Origin of the sequence: Kitasatospora sp. NPDC092948, from assembly GCF_044754805.1 — a bacterium.
Lineage (GTDB): Bacteria > Actinomycetota > Actinomycetes > Streptomycetales > Streptomycetaceae > Kitasatospora.
The window spans coordinates 84,260-96,350 of sequence record NZ_JBIVPU010000004.1; the positions used below are offsets into that span (position 1 = coordinate 84,260).

The following is a 12,091-nucleotide window of genomic DNA, read 5'->3' on the forward strand; positions in this document are numbered from 1 at the left end:
GCGCGAGCGGGCGCGAAAGCAGGGGCGCGGGGTACGGCGCGCAGCGGAAGGCACCCGACCGCAAGGTCGCGACGCGGGCAATGAGTTGCTCGTGTCCGCGACCTTGCCGGTCGGCGTCCGTTGCTCGCACGGTACCCCGCGCCCCTGTTTCGGTGCGCGCCCGCCCTCGCGTCCTCCGGGCTGTTCCCGTCTCACGTCCTGCACCGATTTCGTCCCTCGCTTGCCGAATGGCTACATTGCGGGCGTACAGGACGTCGTGTCGGAAGGGTCGGACTGATGGTGGATCAGTTGCTCCGCGAGGAGGTCGTCTCGGCTCGGCGGATCGTGGTGAAGGTCGGTTCGTCGTCGCTGACCACCGCCGCCGGCGGGCTGGACGCGGACCGGGTGGACGCCCTGGTGGACGCGCTGGCGAAGTCGCGGGCGGGGAAGGACGCGCCGGAGATCGTGCTGGTCTCGTCCGGTGCGATCGCGGCCGGTCTGGCGCCGCTCGGGCTGGAGAAGCGGCCCAAGGACCTGGCCCGGCAGCAGGCGGCGGCCAGTGTCGGGCAGGGGCTGCTGGTGGCCCGTTACACCGCGTCGTTCGCGCGGTACGGGGTGCGGGTCGGGCAGGTGCTGCTGACCGCCGAGGACGCCAGCCGGCGGGCGCACTACCGCAACGCGTTCCGGACGCTGGAGCAGCTGCTGACGATGGGTGCGATGCCGATCGTCAACGAGAACGACACGGTGGCCACCGCCGAGATCCGGTTCGGCGACAACGACCGGCTGGCGGCGCTGGTGGCGCACCTGGTGCGGGCCGACCTGCTGGTGCTGCTGTCCGACGTGGACGGCCTGTACGACGGCGACCCGTCGAAGCCCGGCAGCAGCCGGCTCGACGTGGTGCGCGGCCCGGAGGACCTGGCGGGCGTGGAGATCGGCAGCGCCGGCCGGGCGGGCGTCGGCACCGGCGGCATGGTGACCAAGGTGGAGGCGGCCCGGATCGCCACCGGCGCGGGTATCCCGGTGGTGCTGACGGCGGCCAGCCAGGCGGCCGACGCGCTGGCGGGCCGGCCCACCGGCACGCTGTTCCTGCGCACCGGCAGCCGCTCCGCGGACCGACTGCTGTGGCTGGAGCACGCGTCCTCGCCGCGCGGCACGCTGACCCTGGACGACGGTGCGGTGGCGGCCGTGGTGCACGGTGGGAAGTCGCTGCTCCCGGCCGGGGTGACCGGGGTGGAGGGGGAGTTCGTCGCGGGTGATCCGGTCGACCTTCTTGGCGAAAACGGTCACATCGTCGCCCGCGGACTGGTCAACTTTGATGCGAGGGAGTTGCCCCGTCTGCTCGGCAGGTCCACGCGAGAGCTGGCCCAGGAGCTCGGTGCCGCGTACGAACGCGAGGTCGTCCACCGTGACGACCTGGTGGTGCTGCGCGCCTGAGCGCGGCGGCGGGGCCGGTACGGGGGGTGGGAGCAGCGGGCCGGGGGGCCCGCGCGACACGCTGAATGGGAGGCCGCCGGTGGTTCGCAGGCGGGAGGAAGCGCTGCCGGGACAGAAGTCCGAGCGGCGGCTCACCAGCATCGAGGGCGGCCGGGGCGTCGAGGAGCAGGAGGCGGAGCAGGGCCGGCTGTGGCACGTGGTGCTGAGTGTCGCCGGGGCGCCGACGCCGCTGCCGGAGCTGCGGACGGCGCTGGAGAAGCTGGCGCACGACCATTCGTTCTTCCTGACGGCCCGCTATGCCGCCGACCACGCCGAGGTCCGGTACTGGGAAGAGGCCCGGGACCTGCACGACGCGGCGGCGATCGCGCTGCGGCTGTGGGGCGAGCACAAGGCCAGCGCCAAGCTCCCGGCGTGGGAGATCGTCGGCCTGGAGGTGGTGGACCGCCCGACGTACCACAAGCGGGTCGCGGAGGGTTTCGGCGGCCCGCTGCCGCAGTTGGGCGGGGTGCACCCGTACTGACGGGACGCCGCGGCGGCGTCCCGGCGGCGTCTCAGCGGGCGAAATGTACACCTGGGCGGGGTCGGTGTCTCGCTAGGCTTGCCGCATGAGCGACCTCACCGCCACTGCCGACAGCCCCGTCCTCGCCGCCGCGCGCCGTGCCCGGGAGGCGGCTGCCGCCCTGGCACCAGTGCCGCGTTCGGTGAAGGACGCCGCGCTGCTGGCGATCGCGGACGCGCTGGTCGCCCGGGCCGGGGAGATCACCGCCGCGAACGCCGAGGACGTCGCCCGGGCCCGTGCCGCGGGCACCGCCGAGTCGGTGATCGACCGGCTGACGCTGACCGAGGAGCGGATCGCCGCCATCGCGTCCGACGTCGGCAGCGTGGTCGGCCTGCCCGACCCGGTGGGCGAGGTGGTGCGCGGCTACACGCTGCCGAACGGCCTGGACGTGCGCCAGGTGCGGGTGCCGCTCGGCGTGGTCGGCATCATCTACGAGGCCCGGCCGAACGTCACGGTGGACGCCGCGGCGCTCTGCCTGAAGTCCGGCAACGCGGTGCTGCTGCGCGGCTCGGGTTCGGCGTACCGCTCCAACACGGCGCTGGTGGAGGTGCTGCGCGCGGCCGTCTCGGGGGCGGGCCTGCCGGCCGACGTGATCCAGCTGGTGCCGGGGGAGAGCCGGGAGTCGGTGCAGCAGCTGATGCGCGCCCGCGGCCTGGTCGACGTGCTGATCCCGCGCGGCGGCGCCTCGCTGATCCGCACCGTGGTGGAGGGCTCCACCGTCCCCGTGATCGAGACCGGCACCGGCAACTGCCACGTGTACGTGGACGCCCGGACCGACCTGGCGATGGCCGTCGGCGTGCTGCTGAACTCCAAGGCCCAGCGGGTCAGCGTCTGCAACGCCGCCGAGACGCTGCTGGTGCACCAGGACGTCGCGGACGCCTTCCTGCCGCTCGCGCTGGCCGCCCTCGCCGAGGCCGGCGTCACCGTGCACGGCGACGACGCGGTGCTGAAGGCCGCCGAGGGCACCGGCGTGACGGCCGTCCCGGCGACCGAGGAGGACTGGGGGGCCGAGTACCTGTCGCTGGACCTTGCGGCCGCCGTGGTGCCCTCGCTGGACGCGGCCGTGGAGCACATCCGCCGCTGGTCCTCCGGCCACACCGAGGCGATCGTCACCACCTCGCAGGCCGCTGCCCGCCGCTTCACCCAGCTCGTCGACTCCACCACGGTGGCCGTCAACGCCTCGACGCGGTTCACCGACGGGAGTGAGTTCGGCTTCGGCGCGGAGATCGGCATCTCCACCCAGAAGCTGCACGCCCGCGGCCCGATGGGCCTGCCGGAGCTGACCAGCACCAAGTACATCGTCACCGGCGACGGGCACGTGCGCGGCGAGGCCCGGCAGACCGTCGGCGGCCTCGGCGACTGAATGCCGCAGGAGTCTCGGACCCGATCGGCCCGACCCACAGACAAACGCCCCGGCCGGTAATACATTGAGTTCCGTGGCTGAGGATGTGGGGGGCTCGCCGTACTCCGACGGCGCCGACCACGGTGGTGCGGACGACGAGTTCGCCACCGTGGTCTTCGACGAGAGCTTCGTCCGCTCCGCCGCCGTGCACGAGCCGAGCGCCCGGGAGCGGCAACTCGCCGCCGCCGAGACCAGGTTCGAGCCGGATCAGGCCGGTGCGGCTCGGAGCTACGAGTTCACCTCCGGGAGCGAGGTGCTGCCGCTGGAGCTGCGCCCGCTGCCCGGCGGACTGGACGACGACCGCTTCTACCCCGACCCGTGGTCGGGCGGCGACCGGCAGCACCGGCGGACCCGCCGTTCCCGGCTGCGCGCCTTCGACCCGCTGCGCGGCGGCACGGTCGCCCAGCAGCGCTGGCACCGGCCGGTGGCGTGGGTGCTGGCCCTGGTGATGGGCGTCGGCGTGATCGCGCTGGCCGTCGCCGCCGTGTACCGCGGCGTCGGCGGCAGCCAGGAGTCGCCGGCCCGGCCGTCCAGCGGGACCAGCAGCCCCGGCGCGACGCCCTTCGTGCACCCGCCCGTGACGGTGGCCGTACCGGCGGGCTGACCGGGCTGTGACGGTGGGCGTGTCGGCGGGCTGGCCGGGCTGTGACGGTGGTCGTATCGGCGGGCTGGCCGGGCTGTGACGGTGGGCTGACCGGCCCGCGGGCGCGCTGGCGATCACTCGCCGTGGCACTCTCGTTACCCGCCCACCCCTCGTCGCGGGCGGCCCCCGAGCCTACCCTGGTCTCATGGGTGACCGGCGCGAGCCTCCCGATGGCACGCCCCAGGGTGGTTCCGACGATGACGAGTTCCGGTCCGTCGTCTTCGACGAATCGTTCGTGAAAGCTGCCCGGATCCAGGAGCTGTCGGCGCAGGAACGGCTGACCGGCGCGCTCGGACGGGCCACCCGGATGCGCGGCTGGGGCCCGTTCGGGTCGCTGCCCCGGCAGGCCGTGATCCTGCTGCTGGTGGTGGTGATGGCGTTCGCCGCGGCCGTCTACTTCGGCATCAGCGCGCCGCACGGAGCGGCCGTCCCGCCCAGCGGCACCCAGCTGACCGCCGCCGTCGCCCCGCTCAGCCCGTCCGGTACGGTCGGCGCCGTCCCCGACCCGGCGCACCCGTTCGCCGCGCTTCCGGCCGGCTACGCGGACGGCCAGGCGGGCCTCGGCATGCCGCCCGCCTCGGCCACCGCGCACTTCGCCGGGACCGACGTGCAGCGGGCCCTGGACTCCGCCCAGCACTACCTGGTGGTCTCCGAGCTGACCCCGGCCACGCTGACCGCCAACGAGACCGGCCAGGTCCGCTCGCTGCTCACGCCCGGCGAACTCGCCCAGTACGACGACAGCGTCAACACGCCGCGCGACGACCAGCAGCACGCCGCCACCGGCTGGATGGTCCGCTTCGACCCCGGGCAGGTCGCGCTGGCCAGCGACACCGTGAAGGTCACCGGCGCCGTCCAGGTCGGCGAGGTCGACTCCGGCACGCTGGAGATCACCGCGGACCACACCCTGGTGTACGCGCTGCGCCCGGCCGGCACCACCAGCGACTCCTCGGTCACCCTGTACGCGGTGCGCCGGGAGGTGCGGATCGACGTCGACCGGGCCGACCTGGACGCCGGACGCATCCGGGTGGTCGACTCCACCGTCCAGGCCGGGCCCACCTCCTGCGGCGCCGTGCAGAGCGACTACCTGCAGCCGGTGCTGGCCACCGCGGGCGGCGTGCAGCCGAGCACCCCGCCCGCCGTGAACCCGAGCGACCACAGCAAGCCGGCCTGGCAGACCTGCGGGGTGCTCGGGCCGATCACCGGCTGAGACCCTCCCCGGTCAGTCCTGCTGCTCGCTCTTCTCCGCGTTTCCGTTGGTGCGGCCGGCACCGGTGAAGGTGTCGCGGAGCTTGCCGCCGACCGTGCCGACGCCGTTGCCGAGATCGCGCAGCAGGCCCATCAGCGGGTCCTTGCTCTCCTTCACCGACTGCGAGTACGAGTCGGCGGCCGCCTTCCACTGCGCGCCGATCGAGGTGTCCGGGTCGTCCCCGCGGCGCGGGTAGGCGCCTGCCATGATCGACCGGTACTCCTCGCTCTCCGCCCACTTCTTCAGCTGCGCCACCCGCACCACCGCGAACGGGTGGGTCTGCGGCAGCACCTGCAGCAGCTTCAGCACGCTGTCGCGGAGGTCGCCGGCCTTGTCGTACTCCGCGGCCTGCTCCAGGAACGCGTCCACGTTCATCTCGGCCATGTTCGCGCCGCCGGCCAGCTTCATCAGACCGCGCATCGACGCCTGCAGGTCCTGGCCGGCCAGCAGACCGGCCCGGTCGCTGGAGAGCTCGGCCTTGCGGAACCACTCCTTGAGCGCGGTGATCACCGCCGTGATCGCCAGGTTGCCCAGCGGCAGCCAGCCGATCCGGGCCGCCAGGTTGGTGAGGATCAGCAGCATCGTCTGGTAGACGGCGTGCCCCGACATCGCGTGACCGACCTCGTGGCCGATCACCGCGCGCAGCTCCTCCTCGTCCATCAGCTCGATCAGACCGGTGGTCACCACGATCACCGGGGTGTCCATGCCGATGCAGTACGCGTTGACCTTCGGGTCCTGGGTCACGTACAGGTCCGGGACCTTCTCCAGGTCCAGCACGTACGCCGCGTCCCGCACCATGTCGTACAGCTCCGGGAACTGACGCTCCGACGTCTTGACCGCCGTGGCCAGGAACAGCAGCCGCACGCTGCGCTCGGACACCAGCCCGGCCAGCTTCTTCAGGATGTCGTCGAAACCGCTCAGCTTGCGCAGTGCCACCAGCCCGGAACGGTCCGCCGGGTGCTCCCAGGCGCGGGTGGAGATCTCCGGGAACCGCTGGCGGCGGCGGCTCGGCGCGTTGCCCTTGGTCATGTCGGTCATTGAGTACCTCTCCTGGATCGACGCCGGCACCGGCTCCCGTGGCCGGCCCCCGCTGCTTTCCTCTTAACGTCGTTGTGTCCGCACTCGTCCCCGCGCGCCACGGTACGCCGACCGTGCCGCGACTCGAAGGGGGTGTACCGGACGGGGTGTGGGGGCGGGAACGGTGATAAACGGGTCTACTCTGGCTGTGCCGTACCGAAAAGGAGCCCTGTGATGTCCCCTGCCGACCTGGTCCAGCTCGCCGGACCGATCTCCAGCGAGAGCGGCCCCGGCCTGTTCCTGAGGATCATCCTGATCGCCTCCTTCGTCGGTGTCGGCCTGCTGGTGTGGGCGATCGCCCGGGCCGGCCGCGACGGTGCCAAGCGCGAGGCCGCGCGCGAGCAGGCCCTCGCCGAAGCGGCCGAGGCCGCCGAGCGGGGCTGAGCGAGGGCCCCGGCCGGGGCGTTGCCGTTCCGGGCGGCGGGACCGGTGGCAGGTGGCCGGTGACCGGCCGGTGCCTGGTCGGGGACTGACGGCTGGTGAGCGGTTGCCGGTGACTGGCGACTGGGAGCGGTGACCGGGTGAAGACCTGGTGGAGACCCGGGGCGGGTCACGGGTGGTCAGACGCGGTGGGCCGCCGAGCGGTTGCGTGTCAGGTCCCCGTACGATGAGGCCCGCGGGCCACACGGTCCGTGACCGCCTGGTCCTCACACCGAGCCGAGAAGGTCCCGCCGATCATGACCTCTGCTGCCCTGCCCACCCTCGTCCACCTCGCCGAGGAGGGCGGAAACCACGACAGCCTCAACCCCTTCCTGACGGGCGGCGCGGCGCTGTTCATCCTGCTCCTCCTGCTGTTCGTCACCACCCGTTTCAACCGCGACCGCTGAGCCGGGCGCGCCGCCGCCCGCCGCGGCGGCCGGACACGGAGTGCCCGGGGCCCGCGAACGGGCGGAATCCCCGGGACATCCGGGTCGCGTAAGGTGTGGCGCCATGAGAGAGCAGGTCGACACCTCCGGGACGGACACCGCGTCGGGCACCCCCTCGCCGGTCAGTGCGCCGGGCAGTGCGCCGCACGGGCGACGCCGACTGGGCGTGATGGGCGGCACCTTCGACCCCATCCACCACGGACACCTGGTCGCCGCGAGCGAGGTGGCCAGCGCCTTCCACCTGGATGAAGTGATCTTCGTCCCCACCGGGCAGCCCTGGCAGAAGTCCGACCGGGATGTCTCGCCGGCCGAGGACCGCTACCTGATGACGGTGATCGCCACCGCCGAGAACCCGCAGTTCTCGGTCAGCCGGATCGACATCGACCGCAACGGCCCCACCTACACCGTCGACACCCTCCGTGAGCTGCAGGCCCTTCACCCCGACGCCGAGCTCTTCTTCATCACCGGCGCCGACGCCCTCGCCCAGATCATCTCCTGGCGCTCCTCCGAGGAACTCTTCGACCTCGCACACTTCATCGGCTGCACCAGGCCGGGCCATACTCTCTCCGACACCGGCCTGCCGGTCGGCGGCGTCTCGCTGGTCGAGGTGCCCGCCCTCGCCATCTCCTCCACCGACTGCCGGATGCGCGTCGCCAAGGGCGAACCCATCTGGTACCTGGTGCCGGACGGCGTGGTCCGTTACATCCACAAGCGGGCGCTGTACGCGTCGGCCCGGCCCTGATCCCCGGGAGGGAAGGCATGACCGGAACGTCCGACGACGACCAGTGGTACGGCCGCCGGCCCCAACCGCCCCACCAGCAGCAGCCCGGGTACTACCCCCCGCAGGGGTACGAGCAGCAGTCGGCCGAACAACAGCCTTACCAGCAGCAGGCGTTCGAGCAGCCGGGGTACGGCCAGGCCGGGTACGACCAGGGTGGTTACGGGCAGACCGGGTACGCGCAGGCGGGGTACGACCAGGGTGGTTACGACCAGTCCGGGTACGGGCAGGCCGGGTACGACCAGGGCGGCGGGTACGGGGATTCCGGGTACGGCGACTCCGGGCGCGCGCAGCAGGGGTACGGACACCGGGGCGGGAACGCGCAGCAGAGCGGGAGCGCGCAGCAGGGATACGGGCAGCAGGGGTACGACCAGTCCGGGTACGGGCAGGCCGATCCGTACGGACGGTACGACCAGCAGGGCACGCCGCAGACCGGGCAGCACGGGGCGTACGGGCAGGACCCGTACAGCGGCGACCGGTCCGGGTACGGGCAGCCGGACGGGTACGCGCAGCGCGGCCACGAGGCGCAGGGTTTCGAACAGGGCGGGTACGGACGGCAGTTCGGCGGCCAGCAGGGCGCCGGGCAGCAGTCCGGCGGAGACGTCCACGAGCAGCAGACTCACGACCCCTCCTACGGGCAGCAGCCCGCGCAGGGGTTCTATCAGCAGCAGCCGCAGGCGCCGGGCACGCAGCCGACGGGCGGGCAGGTGCCGGGCGGCCGGGCGACCGAGCGACCGGGGACGCAGGGGCGGATGCCGCAGCAGTCCGGGGCCGCCGGGCGGGCGGTGCCTCCGGTGAGTCCGCTTGCGGCGCCGGTCGGTGCGGGGCTGCCGCCCCGGGCGCGGGCGGCCGCGACGGCGTCGCCGCCGGGGCCGGTGGGCGAGGAGCTCGCCGAGCCGTCCGAGATGGTCGGCGGGCGGGCGGCGGCCGCGGCGGCAGCCCGGGCCAAGGGCGCTGCGGACGACTCCTACACCACGGGCGAGTTCAACTTCGTCGACGAGGTGACGGAGGACTCCGAGGACGCCATCGACTGGCTGAAGTTCGCCGAGTCCCGCAGCGAGGTCCGGGCGGAGCGGCGGCGGAGGCTGCGCAACCGGCTGATCGCGCTGGTGGTGGTGCTGGCGGTGCTGGCCTCCGGTGCGGCGGGCTACCTGTGGTGGTCCGGCGCGTTCGGCGACGGCAACGACTCGAACAAGGCGGCCGGCGGCCGGTACGTCAACGTGGTGCACCTGATCGACCCGCAGCAGAAGGTCACCACCGCGCTGCTGGTCGACGACCGGAGCGGGCAGAAGGCGACCGTGCTGATGCTCCCCGACACCCTCCAGCTGCCCAGCAACGGCGACACCTCCACCACCACCGTCGGCCAGGCCATGAGTGAGGTCGGCGCCTCCGCCACCCGCGACGGCCTGTCCTCCCTGCTCGGCGCCAAGGTGGCTGGCACCTGGCGGCTGGACACCCCCTACCTGCAGCTGCTGGTGTCCCTGCTCGGCGGGGTCAAGGTGGACACCAACGCCGAGGTGCGCGAGAACAACAAGCCCGACGGCAAGGTGATCGCCGCGGCCGGCAAGGGCGTCCTGCTGTCCGGCCGCGCCGCCGTCGACTACGCCACGCTGCAGGCCCCCGGCGAGCCCCGGGACGCCCAACTCGCCCGCTTCGGGCAGGTGATGGCGGCCCTGATCGACACGATGCCGGTCACCATGGCGGACGCCGTCGACGACGTGCACCGGATGAACGCCGTCGCCGACCCGTCGCTGCCGGAGAACGCACTGGCCGGCGTCCTGGTCAACCTGGCCAAGCAGGCCAAGGGCGGCCACCTGACCACCGCCACGCTCATCGCGAAGCCGGACGGCACCCTGGACGACGCCACCGCCGGCAAGCAGGTGAAGGACATCCTCGGCGGCACCCTCGGCCAGGCCAAGGGCAGCGGCGGCAGCACCCGCGTCACCGTGGTCAACGCCTCCGGCAACGACACCGCGGCAGCCACGGCACAGGTGACCGTCACCAACAGCGGCATGGACGCCGTGCCGTCCAGTGCGAAGGCCCCGGTGCAGGCGACCTCCGAGATCCACTACACCGACGACGCCAAGAAGCCCGCGGCACTCACCCTGGCGACCAGCCTGGGCCTGCCCGACTCCGTGGTGAAGAAGGTCACGGATCCGCAGAACGCGGACCTGGTGCTGGTGATCGGCAAGGACTACCAGCCGCCGCAGAAGACCGTGCAGTAGCGCCGTGGCGGCGTCGCTGTGACGTCGGTGACGCGTCTGACGCTGCGGGCGGGGCCCCGGGGTGGAAATCACTCCGGGGCCCCGGCGCGTTCGTGAGATCCTGGGAAGGTATCCCCACAGCCGATCCGGAAGAGCATCGTGACCGTCACCGACCGAAGCCAGGAACTGATCACCGTCGCCGCACAGGCGGCGGCCGACAAGCTGGCGCACGACATCATCGCCTTCGACGTCAGCGAGGTGCTGTCGATCACCGACGCCTTCCTGATCGCCTCCGCCGCCAACGACCGCCAGGTCCGGGCGATCGCCGAGGAGATCGAGGACCAGCTGCGCGAGAAGCTCGACGTCAAGCCGGTGCGCCGGGAAGGCGAGCGCGAGGGCCGCTGGATCCTGCTCGACTACCTGGACATCGTGGTGCACGTCCAGCACTCCGAGGAGCGCTCCTTCTACTCGCTCGACCGCCTGTGGAAGGACTGCCCCGAGCTGCCCCTCCCCGAGGACGCGCTGGCGACCCGCAACCGCCCGGAGAACGCCGTCACCGACGCTGCCGGCAATGCCGTCTCCGGCGGCGACCTCTGAGCCGGTCGGCGGCGCGGCCGCGCATCGTCCTCTGGCGGCACGGCCAGACGTCCTGGAACCTCGAATCGCGGTTCCAGGGCACCACTGACGTGGATCTCACCGAGCAGGGGCTGTTCCAGGCGCAGCGGGCGGCGCGGCTGCTCGCTGCGCTCCGCCCCGACCTGCTGGTCTCCTCCGACCTGACGCGGGCTCGGCGCACCGCCGCCGAGCTGGCCGCGCTCACCGACCTGGAGGTGCAGCACCACGAGGGTCTCCGTGAGACCTTCGCGGGGGAGTGGCAGGGGCTCACCAACTCCGAGATCCGGGCGCGGTATCCGGAGCAGTACGAGGCCTGGGTCCGCGGTGAGCCGGTCCGGCGCGGCGGCGGTGAACTCTCCACAGAGGTGGCCGACCGGGCCGTCCCGGTGGTGCTGAACGCCGTCGACAAGCTGCCCGAGGGCGGCATCCTGGTGGTGGTCAGCCACGGCGGCACCATCCGCACCATGATCGGCCGGCTGCTGGGCATGGAGCCGCAGTTGTGGGAGCGCTTCGGCGGTCTCTCGAACTGCTGCTGGTCGGTGCTCGGCCAGGACGCGCGCGGCTGGCGGCTCCAGGAGCACAACGCGGGCACGCTCCCGCAGCCGGTCATCGGCGACGAGACCTGAGTCGCGACCGGGGAGATCCGAGGTGTGACCAGGGGCGCGACCGGGGGGCCGCGCGACCCGGATTTCACAGTTCCGGCTCTGACCAGCTAGAGTTTTCCTCGTTCGCAGCGAGGAACGCAGACGGGAAACCGGGGGCGAGAGTCGCGGGACTGCGGGGCTATAGCTCAGTTGGTAGAGCGATTGCATGGCATGCAATAGGTCAGGAGTTCGATTCTCCTTAGCTCCACTCCGCACCGATGGTCCGTGAGTGGTCGTCAGTGTTGCGGGGCTATAGCTCAGTTGGTAGAGCGATTGCATGGCATGCAATAGGTCAGGAGTTCGATTCTCCTTAGCTCCACAGCAGTTCCGCGAGGCCGCTACCCGATACGGGTAGCGGCCTTCGGTGTTCCCGGGGGTGGTTGCGCGGTGCCCGGAACGGATTAGGGCCTGGGCCGCCGACCGTGTAGAGTTACCGATGTCGCCAGGGGGAACCGCAAGGGAAACCGCAGGTGACAGCAGCAACAACATGGGGCTATAGCTCAGTTGGTAGAGCGATTGCATGGCATGCAATAGGTCAGGAGTTCGATTCTCCTTAGCTCCACAGTAGTCCGAAGGCCGTCCCGCAAGGGGCGGCCTTCGGTCGTTCACCCGACTCCTCTGCCACCCGGAGCGCGGGACCGCTA

12 protein-coding genes and 3 tRNA genes are annotated in these 12,091 nt (G+C 72.2%); 14 read left to right on the forward strand and 1 reads right to left on the reverse strand.

Translation table 11 applies throughout. The features are described 5' to 3' along the window. The first annotated feature begins 276 nt into the window (after positions 1–276). The 5 genes from proB to ACIQF6_RS13950 all read left to right on the forward strand — a co-directional run bounded on the left by proB (position 277) and on the right by ACIQF6_RS13950 (position 5,224). Entirely contained in the window at positions 277–1,413 is a 1,137-nt protein-coding gene (gene proB / locus ACIQF6_RS13930; protein WP_400894065.1) for a glutamate 5-kinase, read from the forward strand. Positions 1,414–1,492: 79 nt separating this feature from the next. After that, the gene (locus tag ACIQF6_RS13935; RefSeq protein WP_400894067.1) at positions 1,493–1,933 is read left to right on the forward strand and encodes a hypothetical protein; all 441 of its coding nucleotides are present in this window, start codon (positions 1,493–1,495) and stop codon (positions 1,931–1,933) included. Positions 1,934–2,018: 85 nt separating this feature from the next. Continuing rightward, positions 2,019–3,335, forward strand: coding sequence for a glutamate-5-semialdehyde dehydrogenase (locus ACIQF6_RS13940; RefSeq protein ID WP_400894069.1), 1,317 nt, complete (start codon positions 2,019–2,021; stop codon positions 3,333–3,335). Between the two features lie 73 nt (positions 3,336–3,408). Next, positions 3,409–3,978: a hypothetical protein gene (locus tag ACIQF6_RS13945; RefSeq protein ID WP_400894071.1), complete on the forward strand. Its 570-nt coding sequence runs from the start codon at positions 3,409–3,411 to the stop codon at positions 3,976–3,978. 274 nt (positions 3,979–4,252) lie between these two features. Further along, on the forward strand, positions 4,253–5,224 hold the full coding sequence (locus ACIQF6_RS13950) for a hypothetical protein (protein WP_400894073.1): 972 nt from the start codon (positions 4,253–4,255) through the stop codon (positions 5,222–5,224). A 12-nt stretch (positions 5,225–5,236) separates the two neighbouring features. Here ACIQF6_RS13950 and ACIQF6_RS13955 read toward each other — a convergent pair whose 3' ends face one another. Further along, positions 5,237–6,301, reverse strand: coding sequence for a M48 family metallopeptidase (locus ACIQF6_RS13955; protein ID WP_400894075.1), 1,065 nt, complete (start codon positions 6,299–6,301; stop codon positions 5,237–5,239). 213 nt (positions 6,302–6,514) lie between these two features. Here ACIQF6_RS13955 and ACIQF6_RS13960 point away from each other — a divergent pair, with 213 nt between their 5' ends. The 9 genes from ACIQF6_RS13960 to ACIQF6_RS14000 all read left to right on the forward strand — a co-directional run bounded on the left by ACIQF6_RS13960 (position 6,515) and on the right by ACIQF6_RS14000 (position 12,009). Further along, on the forward strand, positions 6,515–6,724 hold the full coding sequence (locus ACIQF6_RS13960) for a hypothetical protein (RefSeq protein WP_400894077.1): 210 nt from the start codon (positions 6,515–6,517) through the stop codon (positions 6,722–6,724). 293 nt (positions 6,725–7,017) lie between these two features. Beyond that, on the forward strand, positions 7,018–7,167 hold the full coding sequence (locus ACIQF6_RS13965) for a hypothetical protein (RefSeq protein ID WP_400894079.1): 150 nt from the start codon (positions 7,018–7,020) through the stop codon (positions 7,165–7,167). Between the two features lie 103 nt (positions 7,168–7,270). Next, positions 7,271–7,948, forward strand: a complete 678-nt coding sequence (nadD, locus tag ACIQF6_RS13970; RefSeq protein ID WP_400894081.1) for a nicotinate-nucleotide adenylyltransferase — start codon at positions 7,271–7,273, stop codon at positions 7,946–7,948. Positions 7,949–7,965: 17 nt separating this feature from the next. Beyond that, complete coding sequence (locus tag ACIQF6_RS13975) at positions 7,966–10,209, forward strand: LytR C-terminal domain-containing protein (RefSeq protein WP_400894083.1); 2,244 nt, start codon at positions 7,966–7,968, stop codon at positions 10,207–10,209. A 138-nt stretch (positions 10,210–10,347) separates the two neighbouring features. Beyond that, on the forward strand, positions 10,348–10,785 hold the full coding sequence (gene rsfS, locus ACIQF6_RS13980) for a ribosome silencing factor (protein ID WP_030458222.1): 438 nt from the start codon (positions 10,348–10,350) through the stop codon (positions 10,783–10,785). Further along, positions 10,782–11,429: a histidine phosphatase family protein gene (locus tag ACIQF6_RS13985; protein WP_400895316.1), complete on the forward strand. Its 648-nt coding sequence runs from the start codon at positions 10,782–10,784 to the stop codon at positions 11,427–11,429. Before rsfS ends, ACIQF6_RS13985 begins: the two co-directional genes overlap by 4 nt. 153 nt (positions 11,430–11,582) lie before the next feature. Further along, a tRNA-Ala gene (locus ACIQF6_RS13990) sits at positions 11,583–11,655 on the forward strand. 38 nt (positions 11,656–11,693) lie between these two features. Beyond that, positions 11,694–11,766, forward strand: a tRNA-Ala gene (locus ACIQF6_RS13995). Positions 11,767–11,936: 170 nt separating this feature from the next. Further along, positions 11,937–12,009: transfer RNA gene (locus ACIQF6_RS14000), tRNA-Ala, on the forward strand. Positions 12,010–12,091: the final 82 nt, after the last annotated feature.